Raw genomic sequence first — 17304 nt, forward strand, 5'->3', positions numbered from 1 at the left:
TTAGAGGCTGGATAGCGTGCCAACGTGTGTTCAATGGAGGCAGCCGTGGGAACATCGGCGGATGACCAACGCAGACGGCGGCGAGTACCGGCAATTGCACGAAACGGTGCTCGATCGGCTGGGTAGCGACATCGTGGCCGGCGTCGTGGCACCCGGCACCCGGATCTCCGCCGACGACGTGGTCACCCAGTACTCCGTCTCCCGAACCGTCGTCCGGGAGGTGGTCCGGGTTCTCGAATCCCTCGGACTGCTGGCCGTGCGACGTCGCGTCGGGATCACCGTCCTGGGCGAGGAGCACTGGAATTCACTGGATCCGAGCGTGATTCGGTGGAAGCTGGCCGGCCCGCAGCGGTTCGAACAGCTGTCGAGCCTGAGCGAACTACGGTCGGGCATCGAACCGCTCGCCGCGCGTCTCGCGGCGACACGCGCGACGCCCGAACAGTGCGGGGCGCTGACGGCCGCCGTCATCGGAATGTCGTCGACGTCCCGCGCCGCGGACACGGACGCCTACCTGGCCCACGACTCCGATTTTCACCGCACGCTGCTGACCGCGTCGGGGAATCCCCTGTTGCGCGCGATGTCGCAGATCGTCGTGGAAGTGCTCGAGGGCCGCACCCGGCACTCACTGATGCCGCACGTCGCCGAGACGGAAGCAATCCGCCTCCACGGCGTCGTGGCGTCGTCCATTCAGATGGGCGACGCCGACGCGGCGGAGGCGGCCATGCGCGCGATCGTGAGCGAATCCGCGACGGCGGTCGAGCAGATGAAGGACGAAGAAGACACCCACGAGTAAGCTACTCGCGGGTGCCTTCTTCGCAGCGCGGTAAGTTTTACGCGACCGAATCCGAATGCATGGCTTCGAGTTCCACGCCCTTCGTCTCCTTGACCCAGCGCAACACGAAGACGAGGGACAGCACCGCGCACACGGCGTAGAAGCCGTACGAGATCCCCAGTGAGAAGTCCTTCATGGACGGGAACGTCACGGTGATCAGCCAGTTCGCCGCCCACTGGGCGCCCGCGGCGAGCGACAGGGCGGCGGCCCGGATGCGGTTGGGGAACGCCTCGCCGAGCAGGACCCACACCACGGGGCCCCACGACATTCCGAAGGCCACCACGAAGAGGTTGGCGGCGACGAGGGCGATAGGACCCTGCAGTCCGGTCAGCTGCGGCGTCGTGACGCCGTCCACGACGGTGGTGGACGCGGTGCCGAAGATGAACGCCATGGTCGCGAGCGTCACGGCCATACCGGCGGAGCCGATGATCAGCAGCGGCCGCCGGCCCACCCGGTCGATGTAGGCGATGGCGATGAGGGTGGTGGCGATGTTGACCACCGACGTGATGACCGTGATCTGCAGTGAGCTGCCCTCGTCGAAGCCGACTGCCTGCCACAGGACGCTGGAGTAGTAGAAGATCACGTTGATACCGACGAACTGCTGAAAGACGGAGAGTCCGATACCGATCCAGACGATCGGCATCAGGCCGAACGCGGAGCCCTTCAGATCACGGATCGACGGTTGCGTCTCGCGGGCCAGCGTCGAGCGGATGCTCTCGATCTTGAGGTCCAGGCCTTTCTCGCCGAGCAGGACCGCGAGGATGCCGCGGGCCTCACCGAGGCGGCCCTGGGCGATCAGGTAACGGGGAGATTCGGGAATCGTCAGAGACAGCAGTCCGTAGGCCAGTGCGGGCACGCACATCGCGAGGAACATCCAGCGCCAGGCCTCGAGCCCGAACCAGAGTTCTTCCTGCGACCCGCCGGCGATGGCCGCGAGGGCGTAGTCGACCAGGAGCGAGACGAAGATGCCCGTGACGATCGCGAGTTGCTGCAGCGACCCGAGACGTCCGCGCACCCGGGCGGGCGAGATCTCGGCGATGTAGGCGGGTGCGATGACCGAGGCCAGACCCACACCGATGCCGCCGACGATCCGGAACGTCACCAGCATCTCGACGTTGGCCGCGAATCCGGTGCCGATGGCGCTCAGCAGGAACATCACCGCAGCGGCCCGCATGGTGACGAGGCGTCCGTACCGGTCGGCGATCCGCCCGGCCAGCATCGCTCCCGCCGCGGCGCCCAGCAGTGCCGAGGCGATCGCGAATCCGAGGAGAGCGGAATCGACCTGGAACTTGCCCTCGATCGCCGACACCGCGCCGTTGATGACTGCGCTGTCGTAGCCGAAGAGCAACCCGCCGAGTGCGGCGACGACCGCGATACGGACGGGAACCGAAGTGCCCTCTGCTGTGTCGCCGGGCGATTCCGCACCGGGCAACAGGACGTTTTCAGTCATGGGACTCCTCGTGAGCAAGGGGGTGATCGAGTCTCGGATCGAGCCGAGGCCTGCGCGAGAGCGCATTCGTTGTGGTGCGGCACACAGTAAGCAACGAAACAGGGAACCGTCAAGATGTGAACATAAATAGGCGACCTTCACCGTAGATATGTTCATAAATGAACGAGGCTACCGTGACGTGCGCAGAGTTCACCCCACAAGCTGGCGGGAGACTTCAGCGGCGAACAGTCAGGCCGGAAGCGCGGATCGCAGACCCAGCGCGACGGCGCCGAGCACCTGCGCCCGGGGGCCGAGTTCGGCGACGCGGATGTCCAGGGAACGGACCGCGCTGGGCACCGCGTAGCGGCCGACGACCTCGCGCATCGGCCCGAGCAACAGTTCGCCGGCCAGCGCGAGTTCGCCGCCGATGACGAGTCGTTCGGGATTGACGAGGTTGCACAGGCTCGCCACCGCGACCCCGACGTGCCGCCCCGTGTCGGCGAGCACCCGGATGCAGGCGGCGTCGCCGCCCTCGGCCATCGCGACGATGTCGGCGATGGTGAGATCGGGGCCGCGACTCGGTGCGAGCAGTCCGATCACGACGTGCGAGGCAACGAGGGTCTCGAGGCAGCCGCGGTTGCCGCAGCGGCATACCTGACCGAACTCGTCGAGTGTCAGGTGGCCGATTTCGCCTGCGGTGCCGCCTCTTCCGCGGTACAGCCGGCCGTCGAGGACGAGCCCGGCTCCCACACCGTCGGACAGTTTGATGTAGGCGAGATCGGTGGTTCCCCGGCCCGCTCCCCACATGTGTTCGGCGAGCACGCCGAGGTTCGCGTCGTTGTCGACGTGCACCGCGGTGCCGAGATACTCCGACGCGATGGCGGCCGCGTCGACACCGACCCACCCGGGCAGGATCGACGGGCCACCGACCTCGCCGGTGTCGGTCTCGAGCGGCGCGGGCAGACCCATTCCGACCGCGAGGACGGACGTACGGTCGCAGCCGAGTCGATCGAGGGCCGCGTCGAGAAGAGCGCCCGCCTGCACCACGCCGTCCTCGGCGCGGTGCCCGGCACCGAGTTCGACGCGCTCCTCGGCGAGCACCTCGTGTGCCATGTCGGCGACGGCCACGGTGAGATGCCGGTGCCCGAAGTCGATCCCGACCGCGAGCCCCAGCTTGCGGGTCAGTCGCACCGCGCGGCCCCGCTGGCCGGGGTGGTCGCCGCCCGGCACGGCGACCATCCCGGCCGCGGTCAATTCCTTGACCATGTTGGACACGGTGGCGGGAGCCAACCCGGTGCGACGCGCGATCTCCGCCTGGGTGAGCTCACCCGACGTCTGGAGCGCGCGGACCACACGGTGCTGGTTGGCGGACTTCAGCGAGGACTGAGAACCCGGCCTCTGGGAGTCACCGTTGTCACTGTCGCGCACCACATCACCGTACCGCGCCGCTTCTCCTGCTACCGGGCGAGTGCCGCCGCCTCACGCGCGAGGCCGCTGATCCGGTCCCAGTCCTTCTGCTTCACGGCGTCGGCGGGCGTGAGCCAGGATCCGCCGACGCAGCCGACGTTGGGCAGCGACAGGTAGTCGTCGACGTTCGACGTCGAGATGCCGCCGGTGGGGCAGAACCGTGCCGCCGGAACCGGTGAGTGGATCGAGCCGAGGAATTTCGCGCCACCCGACGCCTCGGCGGGGAAGAACTTGAGTTCGCGGTAGCCGTGCTCGAGCAGGAAGAGCACCTCGGAGACCGTCGCCGCGCCCGGGAGGTGCGGCAGTCCGGTGTCCGTCATGGCCTTCAGCAGAGTTTCGGTGCTACCCGGCGACACCAGGAACTGTGCTCCCGCGTCGGCCGCCTGCGCAGCCTGCACCGGTTCCACGATGGTGCCCGCACCGACGCAGATCTCCGGCACCTCGCTCGCGATCGCCTTGATCGCGTCGAGAGCACACGGCGTGCGCAGGGTCAGTTCGATCATCGGGATGCCGCCGGCCACCAGCGCGCGAGCCACCGGCACCGCGTCGCCGAGGTCGTCCACGACGACGACGGGGATGACCGGGACGCGGTCGAGGAGGGAGGGGCTGTTCGTCACTGGGATACTCCTTAGACGGGTTGGGGGTGGAAAACGCTGGCGCCCTGGGTCGCCGGTCCGACAGCGGCGCGCAGACCCGCGAAGAGTTCACGGCCCGTGCCGACCCATTCGTCGACACCGAGCGCACGACCGGTCGCCGGGCGGGCGGCCAGTTCCTCGTCGTCGAGGTGCACGTTCACGGAGCCGGTGACGGCGTCGACGGTCAGGACGTCACCGTCCCGCACACGCGCGAGCGGTCCGTCCGCGGCCGCCTCGGGGGTGAGGTGGATGGCCGCCGGAACCTTCCCGGAGGCACCGGACATCCGGCCGTCCGTGACCAGCGCGACCTTCCGGCCCTGGTCCTGCAGAACGCCGAGAACCGGGGTGAGCTTGTGCAATTCGGGCATGCCGTTGGCGCGTGGGCCCTGGTACCGGAGTACGGCCACGAAATCGCCGGTCAACGTGCCTGCCTCGAACGCGGCGAGGAAGTCGAGCTGATCGTCGAAGACCCTGGCCGGAGCGGTCACCACGCGGTGGTCCGGGTGGACGGCCGAGGTCTTCATCACGCAGGAACCGAGGTTTCCGGTCAGCATCTTGAGCCCGCCGTTGACGTCGAACGGATCTTCCGGTCCGCGCAACACGCTGGTGTCGAGGCTGATTCGTGTGCCCGGCTGCCATTCGACGCCCTCGCCCGACAGCTTCGGTTCCTCGGAGTAGCGGCGGAGCCCGGGGCCGACGACGGTCTTCACGTCCTCGTGCAGCAGTCCCGCGTCCAGCATCGAGGACACGACGTAGCCGAGTCCACCGGCGGCGTGGAAGTGGTTCACATCGGCCGAGCCGTTGGGGTAGATCCGGGCGAGCAGCGGCACCACCGCGGACAACTCGGACAGGTCGTCCCACGTGAGCGTGATTCCGGCGGCGCGGGCGATCGCCACGAGGTGCATCGTGTGGTTGGTCGAACCGCCGGTGGCGAGCAGCGCCACGCAACCGTTGACCACGGCCTTCTCGTCGACGACCTCGCCGACCGGCGTGTAGTCGTCGCCGAGTGCGGTGAGACCGGTGACGCGCCTTCCCGCCTCCGACGTCAGTGCGTCACGCAGCGGGGTACCGGGGTTCACGAAGCTCGACCCGGGCAGGTGCAGGCCCATGACCTCCATGAGGAGCTGGTTGGAGTTGGCCGTGCCGAAGAACGTGCACGTGCCCGCGCCGTGGTAACTCGCCGCCTCCGCGTCGAGCAGTTCCTCGCGTTCGGCCTTGCCCTCCGCGTACAACTGCCGCACGCGCGACTTCTCGTTGTTGGGCAGACCGGATGTCATCGGACCGGCCGGGACGAAGATCGTCGGCAGGTGACCGAACCCCAGGGCGCCGATGAGCATCCCCGGCACGATCTTGTCGCACACGCCGAGCATGAGGGCGCCGTCGAACATGTCGTGGGACAGTCCGATCGCCGTCGCCATCGCGATGACGTCGCGGCTGAACAGCGACAGCTGCATGCCGTCGCGTCCCTGAGTGATGCCGTCGCACATCGCGGGGACACCGCCGGCGAACTGGGCGATGCCACCGGCCTCCATGACCGCGGCCTTCAGCTGCCGCGGGAAGTGCTCGAACGGCTGGTGCGCCGACAGCATGTCGTTGTACGACGAGACGATCGCGATGTTGGGCTTGACGAAGCTGCGCAGCGCCTTCTTGTCGGCCGGGCCGGACGCGGCGAAGCCGTGTGCGAGGTTCGCGCAGGCCAGCTTGCCGCGCGCCGGGCCGCGGTCCCCCGCCGCCCGGATACGGTCGAGGTAGACCGTGCGCTCGGGTTTGCTGCGCTCGATGATGCGTTCGGTGACGGCGGCGAGGACGGGGTGCACGTCGGCCGTCGGTGTGGGTGCGTCGGTCATGCGGTGACTCCTTCGTGCCAGGCGCGGCCGTCGCGCTCGATCAGGGTGGTCGCGTCGGTGGGCCCGTTGGTGCCGGCCGGGTAGCGGCGCGGGGCGCGCTCGGACTTCTCCCAGCCGACGAGGATCTGCTCGACCCACTCCCAGGCGGCCTCGACCTCGTCGCGGCGCATGAACAGGGTCGGGTTACCCCGGACCACGTCCATCAGCAGCCGCTCGTAGGCGTCGGGTGACGGACGCTTGAACGTTTCGATGTAGTTGAGGTCCAACGACACCGGCTTGAGTCGGATACCGCCGGGGCCAGGTTCCTTCGCCGTCATGTGCAGCCGCATGCCCTCGTGGGGCTGCAACTGGATCACCAGGCGGTTGGGTTCGCTGTGGCCCTCGCTGCCGGGGAACATGGGGTGCGGGACGGGCTTGAACTGCACCACGATCTCCGAGCAGCGCCGGTCCATGCGCTTGCCGGTGCGCAGGTAGAACGGAACGCCGGCCCAACGCCAGTTCTGGATCTCGGCCTTGACGGCGATAAACGTCTCGGTGGTGCTCTCCGGGTTCTCGACGTCCTCCTGGTATCCGGGGACGGCGATCCCGTCGGCCAGGCCGGGGCCGTACTGGCCTGCGACGGTGCAGCTTTCGACGTCCTTCGGGCTCATCGGCTTGAGGGCCTGGAGGACCTTGAGCTTCTCGTCTCGCACGGTCTCGCGGTCGACGTAGGTGGGCGGTTCCATCGCGACGAGGCAGAGCATCTGCAGGAGGTGGTTCTGCAGCATGTCGCGCAGGGCACCCGCCGACTCGTAGTAGCCGCCGCGACTGCCGACTCCGAGCGACTCGGCGACGTTGATCTGCACGTGGTCGATCGACGAGGAGTTCCACAGCGGTTCGAGGAACGTGTTGGCGAATCGCGTGACCAGAAGGTTCTGGACGCTCTCTTTGCCGAGGTAGTGGTCGATGCGGAAGATCTGCGATTCCTCGAACACGGCGCCGACCGCGTCGTTGACGGCGCGGGCCGAGGCGAGGTCGTGTCCGATCGGCTTCTCCAGCACGACGCGGGACTGTGCGTCGGCGAGACCGTTCAGGGCGAGGTTGTCACAGATCGGCCCGAACAGACTGGGAGCGCAGGCCAGGTAGAAGACCCGGATCGAACCTTCCCGCGCGGCGAGGCACTCGCTGAGGCCCGCCCAGTTCGCGGGGTCCGCGGCGTCGACGGAGACGTATTCGAGGCGATTGAGAAATCGCTCACAGGTGTCCGAATCCAGCTGATCGCCGGAGACGAACCGCGCGAGTTCTCCTCGCACCTTGTCGCGGTAGCCGTCGGTGTCGAGACCGGCTCGCGAGGCACCGATCACGCGGGTTTCTGCGGGCAGCTGGCCGTCCCTGTCGCGCAGGTAGAGCGCAGGAAGCAGCTTACGAACCGCCAGGTCGCCGGTCCCGCCGAACACGACGAAATCGCACGGTTCCACGGTGGTCGCTGGTGACATGTCATCTCCCTCTGAAAGCCGGATGTGTGGGCCGTCACAGACGACAGTAGGCGACCTTTGGCTTTCGATCAATACAGACTTAAGTATTTCTGCGAACAAAGATCAGGGGCTTACGTTGTCAGACGCGTGTCCGGTTGGTTGAATGGCCTGCATGCGGACGCCTCGCTCGACGACCTCCCCGGCGACGGGTGGCGACGTCTTCGCCCTCATTCGCGCAGGGCAAGCAACGACGCGCACCGAGATCGGCACCCTCACCGGCCTCTCCCGCACCGCGGTCGCGGCGCGGGTCTCCTCGCTGCAGGCGTCGGGGCTCGTCGTCGAGCGCGAGGAGGGCGTCTCGACCGGGGGTCGCCCGCCGGTGAAGCTCTCGTTTCACGTACAGGCCGGTGTCGTGCTGTCGGCGGCCATCGGCCGGAGCCGCACCCAGCTGGCCATCTGCGACCTCGCCGGCGACGTCATCGTCGCCGAGGACGTGGAGCAGGAGATCGGCACCAGCCCGGCCGAGCTGATGCCCGTCATCGCGCAACGTCTCATCGCGCTGCGCGAGAGTCTGGGCGAGACCGCGGGACGGACGGTCGGGATCGGGATCAGCCTCCCCGGGACCGTCGACACCGAACGCGGGTGCAGCCTGAACTCCCCCATGATGTCGGGCTGGGACGGCGTCCCCCTCCAGCCGTTCCTCGCCGACGTCACCGACGCGCCCGTCTTCGTCGACAACGACGCCAACGTCATGGTGCTGGCGGAGCGGCGCGGAGAACGCCGCGACTTCGCCGACATGCTGCTCATCAAGGCGTCGACCGGGCTGGGCGCCGGACTCGTGTCCGGTGGTGTGCTCCAGCGGGGCGCCCTCGGCGCGGCGGGCGAAATCGGGCACACGAAAACCGCAGCGGCACAAGGTGTGGTGTGCCGCTGCGGTGATGTGGGTTGTATCGAGGCCGTGGCCGGCGGGTGGGCGCTGGTCCGCAATCTGCAGGAGCAGGGACGCGAAGTCACCCACATTCGCGACGTCATCACCCTCGCCCTGGCCGGGGACGCCGAGGCCCGGCGGATGATCCGTGAGAGCGGACGGCAGATCGGCGAAGTGCTGTCGGGCGCGATCAACCTCCTCAACCCGGAGGTCGTGATCGTCGGCGGCGACATGGCGCAGGCCTACGACACGTTCGTCGCCGGGCTACGCGAAACCCTCTACGGCAACGCGATCGCCGTTGCCACCCAACAGCTTCAGATCCTCCCCTGGACGCACGGGGAACTGTCGGGAGTCGTCGGCAGCGCCACCATGGCGCTCGACCACGTCCTCAGCGTGCGCGCGGTGGACCAGCTGCTCGCAGGCGCTCCGCGCCCGTGAGCGGTTGACGAGTCCAGAGACTCGCTCACCGCGCACGGGCGGCGAAGCCGCCTACTTGACGTCGGAACCGTGCTTGGTGAGCGGCATGATCTCGATCGTCATGTACGGGAACAGTGGAAGGTTCCACAGGATCTCGTGCAGTTCGTCGGCCGACTCGACGTCGAAGATGCTGATGTTGCTGTACTGGCCGACGATCCGCCAGATCTCGGGCCACTTGCCGGAGCGTTGGAGCTCCTGCGAATACGCCTTCTCCTTGGCGATGGTCTCGTCCCGGACCGTCGGGTCGAGGTCACGGGGAATGGCGACGTCCATGCGGACGTGAAAGAGTGCCATCGGGTGGTGTGCTCCTTTAGTTCCTGGTCCAGGTCTTGACTGCGTCCATGTTGAGCTCGATTCCGAGTCCGGGACCTTCGGGCAGGAACACCTGGCCGTCGGCGTAGCGGATCGGTTCCTGCAGCAACTCCTCGCTGAACAGCAGCGGTCCGAACAGTTCGGTGCCGAAGTCGATGCCGGGTTCCGCGCACGCGAAGTGGATGGACGCCGCGGTTCCTATCGGGCCTTCGATGGACGTGGCTCCGTGGCAGGCGATTCCGGCTGCCTTGGCGATCGCGACCACCTCGCGGCTCTTCTTCAGGCCGCCGCACTTGGTGGTCTTGAGGGCGATGACGTCCGCGGCGCCGCGGCGTGCGACCTCGAGGGCGTCGTGCGGAGTCTGCACGCTCTCGTCCGCCATCACCGGGACGGGGACGAGGCGGTTGAGCTCGGCGAGGACCTCGAGTTGCTCACCGGGTGTGGGCTGCTCGATCAGTTCGACGCCGCCTTCGACGAGGCGGGGCACGTACTTCAGCGCGGTGAGCCTGTCCCAGCGGGCGTTGAGGTCGATGCGGACGCCGGCCTTGCCCCGCAGAGCCTGCGCGATCTGGACCACCCGGGCAGTGTCGACGGCGGGATCGAGCGCACCCATCTTCAGCTTGAAACTGAAGTGCCGCTTCGACTCGACGAGACCGAGGGCCTCCTCGATGATCTCCTCGGCGGGTGCGGCGCCGAGGGCCCACGTGACGTCGACGCTCTTCCGGAAGGCGCCGCCGAGCAGCGTGTGCACGGGCACGCCCAGGCTGCGGGCCCAGGCGTCGTGCAACGCGACGTCGACGGCGGCCTTCGCGAAACGTGCATTGGCGACGACTCGTTCGATGTCCGACATGATGCCGGTGATCTCGTCGACACCCCGGCCCAGCAGCACCGGGACGATGTACTTCTCGACGATCGCCTGCATCGTCTCCACCGATTCGCCGCCCCACCACGGGCCGCCGGGGACGACGCCCTCGCCGTAGCCGGTCACGCCGCCCGCGGTCGTGACGGCGACGAGCAGTAGCGGCTGCGCCGTCATCGACGTGGTGGCGAACTTGTGGGGACGCACCAACGGCACATCGAGGATCGTCGTTTCGACGGAGACGATCGACAGGTCGGTCATCGGATCACTTTCTCTACGGGTGGAACGGGTCACGCGGGGTCGAGCACGAAGTTGTAGGTGACGTAGTTCTTGCCGTCGTCACCGGTCTTCGGGTCGAGGATGAGTTCCGGCTTGGTCGCCGACGCGACGTCGCTGTCGATCCAGTCGCCGCCCTTGAAGTACAGCTGCGTGGTCACCGACTCCTTGCCCGGCGCCGACACGATGAGGTGCAGGTGCGCGGGACGCCACGGGTGACCGTTCTGCGCCTCGATGAACTGACCGGTCGGGCCGTCGGTCGGGATCTGGTAGGGCGCCGGCTGGATCGTGGTGATCTCGTAGCGGCCGTTCTCGTCGGCGATGATGGTGCCGCGCAGGTTCCACTCGGGCAGGTGCGGGGCGAACTGCGAGTAGTAGCCGTCGTTGTCGGCGTGCCACAGTTCGACCTTCGCGCCGGCGAGACCGTTGCCGTCGAGATCGGTGACCTGGCCGGAGAAGACGAGCGGGGTGATCTTCTCGTCCTCTACCCGCATCGGCAGGGTGCACTTCGACGGCAGCTCGGGGGCGTTCTCGATGTAGTACGGGCCCTCGATGCTGCCCTTGGTGCCCTTGCGGCTGCGAGCGAGGACTTCTTCGACGGAGTGCTCGATGAACACGTCGAGGAACAGCGGCCATTCGCCGCCCTCGCCGACGTCGATCAGCCACTGCTTGAACACGCGGTACTCGGGGTAGGTGACGCCGTGCTTCAGGATCACGTCGTTGAGTGCGCCGAGCGCGTCCTTGGCGATGGCCGCGAGCCGCTCCGGCGAGGTGTCGGCGGTGACGCGCTCGGCCTTGAACTTGTCGGTGGCGGCGGAGCCGGATCCGGCGGCGGTGGGGCTCTCGGTGGTGGTCATCTGTTTCTCCTTGGGCTGGGAGGGGATCGGATTGGGCTGATATCGAGTTTTGGGCGACGCGGTGGGTGTTCACGCGCCGAGGGGTCTTGCATCCTGTACGCTATGCGTACTAACATCACGCTGTGCGTACACCACTACTGTGCGCGCAGTCACATTGAAATGTCAACCCCAAGTCCGAATACGCACACGAATCGCTGGTGGAGGCCGCAATGACCGAGAGCGATCGCGATTACATCCAGAGCATCGAGCGCGGGTTCGCAGTGCTCCTCGCATTCGACGCGCAGCGTCCGAACCCGACGCTCGCCGAACTCGCCACAGAAGCGGGACTGTCGCGTCCCGCGGTCCGCCGGATCCTGCTCACCCTGCAGAAGCTGGGGTACGTCGCCGGCTCGGGAGGCCGGTGGTCGCTCACCCCCCGCGTGCTCAGCATCGGACAGCACTACTCGGAGTCGCACGCACTGATCGAGGCCGCGATGCCCCGGCTGCTCGAGGTGGCCGAGAAGACCCAGGAGTCCGCGTCGCTCGGCGTGCTCGACGGCGCCGAGGTGGTCTATGCGGCGCGCGTTCCCGTCCGCCGGATCATGAGCATCAACGTCTCCGTCGGCACCCGCGTCCCCGCGTACGCCACGTCCATGGGTCGCGCGCTCCTGGCCTGGGCTCCCGCCGACGTGGTCGAGCGGGTGGTCGCCGAGTCCACATTCGAGAAACTCGGGCCCGAAACCATCGGCACTGCAGCCGAACTCGAACGGGAACTCGCCAAGGTCCGCGAGCAGGGGTTCGCCCTGACGTCCGAGGAGCTGGAGAAGGGTCTGATCTCGCTGGCCGCCCCCGTCCGCGACGCCGGCGACACAGTGGTCGGCGTGGTCGCGTGCTCCACGTCGTCCGCGCGGAACACTCCGGCACAGTTCCGCGAACAGGCCGTTCCGTGCGTCCTCGCCGCCGCGGCCGCCCTGAGCACGGACATGGGCTTCGCCGGCTGACGGCATCACGTCGGTCAGATCGGGTCGAGCACGAAGTCGCAGGAGACCTCTCCGCCGAGCCCGACGTCGACGAGCGACTCGACGGCGGACGCGTCCACTTCTCGCGATGCGCCCGGTGTCGGCACCAGGCGCGTCTCGAGCGGCCGGAAGCCACGCGCATGCACGACGACGTTGACATGCCCGACATCCGCTTCGCCTCGGGCCCTCGAGAATTCGCACGGCGCCGGCTGCACGGTCGAGATGTCGAAGCGGCCCCCGGCGCATGTGACGACGATGCCGCGCAGGTTGTTGCGCAGAATCTCGACGGAGTACCCGGAGTAGCAGCCGCCGGCGTCCGCGTGCGAGATCTCGAGTTCCGCCCCCGACAGCGGTTCGCCGTCGCGTGAGCGCACGACCCCCGCGATGCGGAGCGGAGTTCCCGGCTCGCCGGGAAGTGCCGCGAGGTTCGCCTTCCACGGCAGCACTCGCTGCGCGGGGAGGTAGAACTCCCGGTCGACGTGGTCGAGGCCTGCCTGGTCCACGTGAGGTGCGGTCGTCGTCGACGTTGAGGTCATCACCTGATCCGATCACTCTCGTACGCTGTGCGTACATTGAGAACGCTGTGCGGTCGATGTCGAGTGTGCGCGTGGTCACACGCTTTCGTCAACCTCGGCCCGTTCACATCGCGGACGGGTCGGCCCGGTGCATCTGTGGGATAATTTCCCCGCCACCGGCGGACAACGACGTTTCGCCGTCCCCGGTTCGCGCCCTCGTGCCGGCCACGTCGAATCCCCGAGGATCACATCGATGACCACGCCTCCCCGCAGCATCACCCTCCGCTTCCTGGCCGCACCCACCGAGGTGGCGACGCTCGGAGGGGCCGTCCAGGGTGGCCGGATCCTCGAATGGATCGACAAGGCCGCCTACGCCTGCGCGGTCGGCTGGAGCGGGAGCTACTGCGTCACCGCCTACGTGGGAAACATCAAGTTCACCCGGTCCATCGAGTCGGGACACCTCGTCGAGGTCGAAGCCCGGCTCGTCCACACCGGGCGCTCCAGCATGCACATCCAGTGCACCGTGTCATCGGCCGACCCGCGCACCGGACAGTTCACCGAGGCCAGCAACTGCCTGATCATCTTCGTCGCCGTCGACGACTCCGGTAAGCCGACGAGTGTGCCGCCGTGGCAGCCCGTCACCGCCACCGACCGCGCCGAGTCCGAGGAGGCGGTCATGCGCATCGGCCTGCGGGCCGACATCGAAGAGGCGATGAGCAAGCAGAACTACACCGACGCGGGCACCGCACCGGAATCGCTCACCCGCTTCCTCGCAGCGCCCACCGACGTCAACTGGGGCGGCAAGACCCACGGCGGAACCGTGATGCGCTGGATCGACGAGGCCGCCTACCTGTGCGGCACGTCGTGGAACGGCACGCCGTGCGTGTCCGTGTACGCCGGCGGGGTGCGTTTCTACCGCCCGATCCAGATCGGGCACGTCGTCGAGGTCGATGCCCGCCTGCTGCACACCGGCGCGCAGACCACGCACATCTCGGTGCACGTGCGATCCGGCGACCCGCGCACCCGGGAAATGAACCTCACCACCCACTGCCTCACCGTCGTCGCCGCCGTCGACGAGGACGGCGCCGCAACGGCAGTACAGCAGTGGGTGCCGCAGTCCGACGAGGACCGCAAGCTGGAGGCGCACGCCCGCGAACTCATCGCCCTCCGCGACCGGGCGCGAATCGGCGCCCTGGCGTAATCCGCCCGAGTAGCGTCACGGGAAACGGTCTACCCGCGGAAGGAGCGGGGGGATGCCTGGGAACCGTCCACTCGACGTGCAGTTGTCCCGGCGGCGGGTGCTGCAGTGGGGAGCCGGAGCGGCACTCCTCGGGCTCACCGGAGCCTGCGCCCGCAGCGACGACACCGAGGGCGCGATCGGACCCGACTCTCCGGAGGTGCGCGCGTTCGCCGAGGCCGAGTCCCGGCGATTTCCCGGCGGCAGGCCGGTCGCCTACGAGCTCTCCGCGACACAGTCCGATGTCGACCTCGCAGGTAAACGCACTGCTGCGTGGCTGTACAACACGCAACTGCCGGGCCCGATCCTGCGGGCGAACGTCGGGGACAGGGTCCAGGTGCGGTTTCGCAACCAGCTGCCGGATTCCACCACCGTGCACTGGCACGGGCTGGCCATCCGCAACGACATGGACGGGGTCCCGGATGTCACGCAGGCTCCGATACCGGCGGACACAGAGTTCGTCTACGACTTCATCCCGCCCGACCCGGGCACGTACTGGTACCACACGCACGGCGATCTCCAGCGCGGCCGAGGGCTGTACGGGGCTCTGATCATCGACGATCCCGGGGGTCCCGCGAACTACGACGCCGAGTTCGTCGTCGTGCTCTCCGACTGGTTGACCGACCGCACGCCGTCGCAGGTCTTCGACGAACTCCGCGGCGGGCGGATGACGTCCATGCCCGAGATGACGTCGCGCGTGCTCGGCGGTGACTCCGGCGACGTCCGGTACCCGGTGTACCTCCTGAACGGGAAACCCCCCGGCGATCCGGCCGTCTTCACGGCACGGCCGGGGCAACGCGCCCGTATCCGGCTGATCAACGCGGGCGACGACACCGCGTTCCGGGTCGCGCTGGGTGGCCACCGGCTGACCGTCACTGACACGGACGGTTTCCCCGTCGAACCGGTCGACACCGACTCGGTGCTGATCGGCATGGGCGAGCGGTACGACGCCGTCGTCACCCTGCAGGACGGGGTGTTCCCGCTGGTCGCGGTCGCCGAGGGGAAGGGCGCGCAGGCATTCGCGGTGGTGCGCACCGGCGGCGGCGCAGCCCCCGATCCCGCCGTGGCGCCCCGTGAGCTGGGCGCTCCCCCACTCACCGTGGCCGACCTGCGTGCCACCGACGCCGTCCGGCTACCCGTCGTCGACCCGGGTGTCACACTGGAGGCGTCGCTCGGCGGCGACATGAAGCAGTACGTGTGGACGGTGAACGGCAAGGCCTATCCCGCCCACACCCCGCTGACCGTCCACCGGGACCAGCGAGTGCGGCTGGTCTATACGAACCCCACGATGATGTTCCACCCCATGCACCTGCACGGGCACACGTTCGCCGTCGCCCGGTCGGACGGCTCCGGACCGCGGAAGGACACCGTGATCGTGCTCCCCGGGCAGACCGTCGCCGCCGACGTCGACACGACCAACCCTGGCCAGTGGATCACACACTGCCACAACGACTATCACCTTGCCGCTGGCATGGCGACGATCTTCTCCTATGTGAGCTGACGCCGGACCGTCAGCCCCGGAGCGCTTCCGAGGGCGCCACGCCGTACTTCCGGCGGTACGCCGCCGCGAACCGACCGGTGTGGGTGAAACCCCAGCGCATCGCGACCTCGGCGACCGTCGGTGAACCGTCCGCGCGCAGCAGGTCGTCGTGGACACGTTCGAGCCGGACGTCCAGCAGGTAGTCGCGGGGGCTCACCCCGACGTACTCCTGGAATCCCTCCTGCAGGCGGCGGACCCCGACACCCGCGATCTCGGCCATCTCGGCCGCCGTCCACGCCCGTGCGGGATCGGCGTGGATCTCGTCGATGACGCGCTTGACGATGCGCGGCCGGGTACCGGCACCGGCCGTCTCGTCGTCCGGGATCGCTGCCAGGACCAGTGCCGTGGTGACCGCTCCCGACAGTTGCTCGGCGACGAGGGGGTTGGTGTAGATGCCGTCCGACCGCAGCATCTGGTCGAGCAGCGACCGCACCAGAGCCAGCCAGCTGGCACCGTTCTCGCTGGTCAGATCCAACTGCGGGGGCAGTCGCAGTCCCGGCCGCGCCAGGATCCGCGCCATCTCACGATGCAGGTAGTCGCGGTCGACGCGCACGCCGATGATGGAGCAGTCCTTGCTCCAGTCGGTGATGAGCGTCGTCGTGTCGGGCGGGCATATCGTTCCCGCCCCGGGCACGGACGACACCTCGTGCTTGCCGGTCACCGATTCCAGATGCCCCGACAGCGGCACGTTGATCGCATACGCGCCGGGGTGGTCCGACTGGATCGACACGTCCGCGCCCCAGCCGATGTGGGTGATCTTCACAGGCCCGAGTTCCACCGCCTCCGCGACGGTATTGCCCGCGTTCGACCTGTTCAGCGGGGTCAGCCGGTGCGGGAAGTACACGTCCGACACCACGTGCGACGCTTCGTCCCAATCTTCGGGGCGAATCAGCTTGGACGCGGGCTGCATGGCACCAGTGTGACTACGGACACCTTCGATTGCAATTTTCGGCGTGATCCAAGTCACCGCGCAAAGCGGATCACCTCCGCGCTCAGCGGATCGACGCGCCGTTCCCACGGTCGTACTTTCGTCCGTACCTCATCAGCGCCCCGGACAGGAAGGGAGGCTCCGACCATGGAGCAACGCGAACTCCGGAACATTTTCGGGCAGTTTGCCAGCGGAGTCACGGTCATCACGTGCGCCAACTCCGAGGGCCTGCCGCACGGAGCGACGGTCACCGCCTTCACCGCCGTCTCGATCGAGCCGAGACTGTGCCAGATCACCCTGACCCGAAAGTCCAAGGCCTGCAACTACTTGAGCAAGGCACCCTTCGCCGTCAACATTCTCGCCGCCGACCAGGTGGACACCGCGATGCATTTCGCCGGGCGACCGCAGAACCCCGAACCCGTGTGGGCCGACGGGCCGACCGCCCCCATCATCTGCGGTGCCGCCGCCACGTTGTCGTGCCGGCCGTGGGCCGAGTACGACGGTGGCGATCACATCATCTTCATCGGTGAGATCGTCACGGCCGAATCCAGCGGCAAGGACCCGCTGCTGTTCTACCGGAGCACTTTCCACGACCTCGGCTCACCGTCCGCGTCGGCCGCATGGAACGGATCGATGGACGATCCGAACAACGGCTGGTTCGACTCCACCACCTCCTTCACCCCGTTCCATCTTCAGCCCGTCAACTGACCGCC

The 17304-nt window shown here is 68.0% G+C and carries 16 protein-coding genes; 6 read left to right on the plus strand and 10 right to left on the minus strand.

Features of this window, described 5'->3' with window-relative positions; translation table 11 throughout:
- Positions 1–61: 61 nt before the first annotated feature.
- Positions 62–793: a FadR/GntR family transcriptional regulator gene (locus tag ACLIVD_RS30645; protein WP_005251406.1), complete on the plus strand. Its 732-nt coding sequence runs from the start codon at positions 62–64 to the stop codon at positions 791–793.
- A 37-nt stretch (positions 794–830) separates the two neighbouring features.
- Here the strand turns inward: ACLIVD_RS30645 and ACLIVD_RS30650 are convergent, their stop codons facing one another.
- From ACLIVD_RS30650 to zwf, 5 genes are all read right to left on the minus strand, one after another.
- On the minus strand, positions 831–2282 hold the full coding sequence (locus ACLIVD_RS30650) for a sugar porter family MFS transporter (RefSeq protein ID WP_009475028.1): 1452 nt from the start codon (positions 2280–2282) through the stop codon (positions 831–833).
- Between the two features lie 228 nt (positions 2283–2510).
- Complete coding sequence (locus ACLIVD_RS30655) at positions 2511–3689, minus strand: ROK family transcriptional regulator (protein ID WP_283353734.1); 1179 nt, start codon at positions 3687–3689, stop codon at positions 2511–2513.
- Positions 3690–3718: 29 nt separating this feature from the next.
- Positions 3719–4345 (minus strand): bifunctional 4-hydroxy-2-oxoglutarate aldolase/2-dehydro-3-deoxy-phosphogluconate aldolase, encoded by a 627-nt coding sequence (gene eda, locus ACLIVD_RS30660; RefSeq protein WP_491931140.1) that lies wholly within the window; start codon positions 4343–4345, stop codon positions 3719–3721.
- 11 nt (positions 4346–4356) lie between these two features.
- On the minus strand, positions 4357–6210 hold the full coding sequence (edd, locus tag ACLIVD_RS30665; RefSeq protein ID WP_491931141.1) for a phosphogluconate dehydratase: 1854 nt from the start codon (positions 6208–6210) through the stop codon (positions 4357–4359).
- Positions 6207–7685, minus strand: coding sequence for a glucose-6-phosphate dehydrogenase (gene zwf / locus ACLIVD_RS30670; protein WP_491931142.1), 1479 nt, complete (start codon positions 7683–7685; stop codon positions 6207–6209). Before zwf ends, edd begins: the two co-directional genes overlap by 4 nt.
- A gap of 151 nt (positions 7686–7836) precedes the next feature.
- On the opposite strand from zwf, the gene ACLIVD_RS30675 reads away from it, so the two are divergent.
- Positions 7837–9030, plus strand: coding sequence for an ROK family transcriptional regulator (locus tag ACLIVD_RS30675; RefSeq protein ID WP_005264060.1), 1194 nt, complete (start codon positions 7837–7839; stop codon positions 9028–9030).
- Between the two features lie 51 nt (positions 9031–9081).
- Here the strand turns inward: ACLIVD_RS30675 and catC are convergent, their stop codons facing one another.
- From catC to catA, 3 genes are read right to left on the minus strand one after another with little or no spacing between them, the layout of a single operon-like run.
- A complete protein-coding gene (gene catC, locus ACLIVD_RS30680; protein ID WP_283333852.1) occupies positions 9082–9363 on the minus strand; it encodes a muconolactone Delta-isomerase in 282 nt (93 codons plus the stop codon).
- Positions 9364–9379: 16 nt separating this feature from the next.
- Positions 9380–10501 carry a muconate/chloromuconate family cycloisomerase gene (locus ACLIVD_RS30685; protein WP_491931143.1) on the minus strand — a complete coding sequence of 374 codons (1122 nt, stop codon included), beginning with the start codon at positions 10499–10501 and terminating at the stop codon, positions 9380–9382.
- A 29-nt stretch (positions 10502–10530) separates the two neighbouring features.
- Complete coding sequence (catA, locus tag ACLIVD_RS30690; RefSeq protein ID WP_491931144.1) at positions 10531–11373, minus strand: catechol 1,2-dioxygenase; 843 nt, start codon at positions 11371–11373, stop codon at positions 10531–10533.
- A 209-nt stretch (positions 11374–11582) separates the two neighbouring features.
- Between catA and ACLIVD_RS30695 the strand changes: the two genes are divergently transcribed.
- The gene (locus ACLIVD_RS30695) at positions 11583–12353 is read left to right on the plus strand and encodes an IclR family transcriptional regulator domain-containing protein (protein WP_491931145.1); all 771 of its coding nucleotides are present in this window, start codon (positions 11583–11585) and stop codon (positions 12351–12353) included.
- 14 nt (positions 12354–12367) lie between these two features.
- Here the strand turns inward: ACLIVD_RS30695 and ACLIVD_RS30700 are convergent, their stop codons facing one another.
- The gene (locus ACLIVD_RS30700; protein WP_491931146.1) at positions 12368–12907 is read right to left on the minus strand and encodes a dioxygenase family protein; all 540 of its coding nucleotides are present in this window, start codon (positions 12905–12907) and stop codon (positions 12368–12370) included.
- Between the two features lie 232 nt (positions 12908–13139).
- Between ACLIVD_RS30700 and ACLIVD_RS30705 the strand changes: the two genes are divergently transcribed.
- Together ACLIVD_RS30705 and ACLIVD_RS30710 are read left to right on the plus strand one after the other, a co-directional pair.
- Positions 13140–14087, plus strand: coding sequence for an acyl-CoA thioesterase (locus tag ACLIVD_RS30705; RefSeq protein WP_491931147.1), 948 nt, complete (start codon positions 13140–13142; stop codon positions 14085–14087).
- A gap of 52 nt (positions 14088–14139) precedes the next feature.
- Entirely contained in the window at positions 14140–15624 is a 1485-nt protein-coding gene (locus ACLIVD_RS30710) for a multicopper oxidase family protein (protein WP_491931148.1), read from the plus strand.
- Positions 15625–15634: 10 nt separating this feature from the next.
- Here the strand turns inward: ACLIVD_RS30710 and ACLIVD_RS30715 are convergent, their stop codons facing one another.
- The gene (locus ACLIVD_RS30715) at positions 15635–16573 is read right to left on the minus strand and encodes an AraC family transcriptional regulator (RefSeq protein WP_164059869.1); all 939 of its coding nucleotides are present in this window, start codon (positions 16571–16573) and stop codon (positions 15635–15637) included.
- A 165-nt stretch (positions 16574–16738) separates the two neighbouring features.
- Between ACLIVD_RS30715 and ACLIVD_RS30720 the strand changes: the two genes are divergently transcribed.
- A complete protein-coding gene (locus ACLIVD_RS30720) occupies positions 16739–17299 on the plus strand; it encodes a flavin reductase family protein (protein WP_164059868.1) in 561 nt (186 codons plus the stop codon).
- The last annotated feature ends 5 nt before the right edge of the window (positions 17300–17304 follow it).

This window comes from Rhodococcus sp. G6(2025) (genome assembly GCF_058628105.1).

Coding starts and splice junctions, on each gene's coding strand:
- ACLIVD_RS30645 (WP_005251406.1), top strand. CDS start 62: ATGACCAACGCAGACGGCGGCGAGTACCGGCAATTGCACGAAACGGTG.
- ACLIVD_RS30650 (WP_009475028.1), bottom strand. CDS start 2,282: ATGACTGAAAACGTCCTGTTGCCCGGTGCGGAATCGCCCGGCGACACA.
- edd (WP_491931141.1), bottom strand. CDS start 6,210: ATGACCGACGCACCCACACCGACGGCCGACGTGCACCCCGTCCTCGCC.
- zwf (WP_491931142.1), bottom strand. CDS start 7,685: ATGTCACCAGCGACCACCGTGGAACCGTGCGATTTCGTCGTGTTCGGC.
- ACLIVD_RS30675 (WP_005264060.1), top strand. CDS start 7,837: ATGCGGACGCCTCGCTCGACGACCTCCCCGGCGACGGGTGGCGACGTC.
- catC (WP_283333852.1), bottom strand. CDS start 9,363: ATGGCACTCTTTCACGTCCGCATGGACGTCGCCATTCCCCGTGACCTC.
- ACLIVD_RS30685 (WP_491931143.1), bottom strand. CDS start 10,501: ATGACCGACCTGTCGATCGTCTCCGTCGAAACGACGATCCTCGATGTG.
- catA (WP_491931144.1), bottom strand. CDS start 11,373: ATGACCACCACCGAGAGCCCCACCGCCGCCGGATCCGGCTCCGCCGCC.
- ACLIVD_RS30695 (WP_491931145.1), top strand. CDS start 11,583: ATGACCGAGAGCGATCGCGATTACATCCAGAGCATCGAGCGCGGGTTC.
- ACLIVD_RS30700 (WP_491931146.1), bottom strand. CDS start 12,907: ATGACCTCAACGTCGACGACGACCGCACCTCACGTGGACCAGGCAGGC.
- ACLIVD_RS30705 (WP_491931147.1), top strand. CDS start 13,140: ATGACCACGCCTCCCCGCAGCATCACCCTCCGCTTCCTGGCCGCACCC.
- ACLIVD_RS30710 (WP_491931148.1), top strand. CDS start 14,140: ATGCCTGGGAACCGTCCACTCGACGTGCAGTTGTCCCGGCGGCGGGTG.
- ACLIVD_RS30715 (WP_164059869.1), bottom strand. CDS start 16,573: ATGCAGCCCGCGTCCAAGCTGATTCGCCCCGAAGATTGGGACGAAGCG.
- ACLIVD_RS30720 (WP_164059868.1), top strand. CDS start 16,739: ATGGAGCAACGCGAACTCCGGAACATTTTCGGGCAGTTTGCCAGCGGA.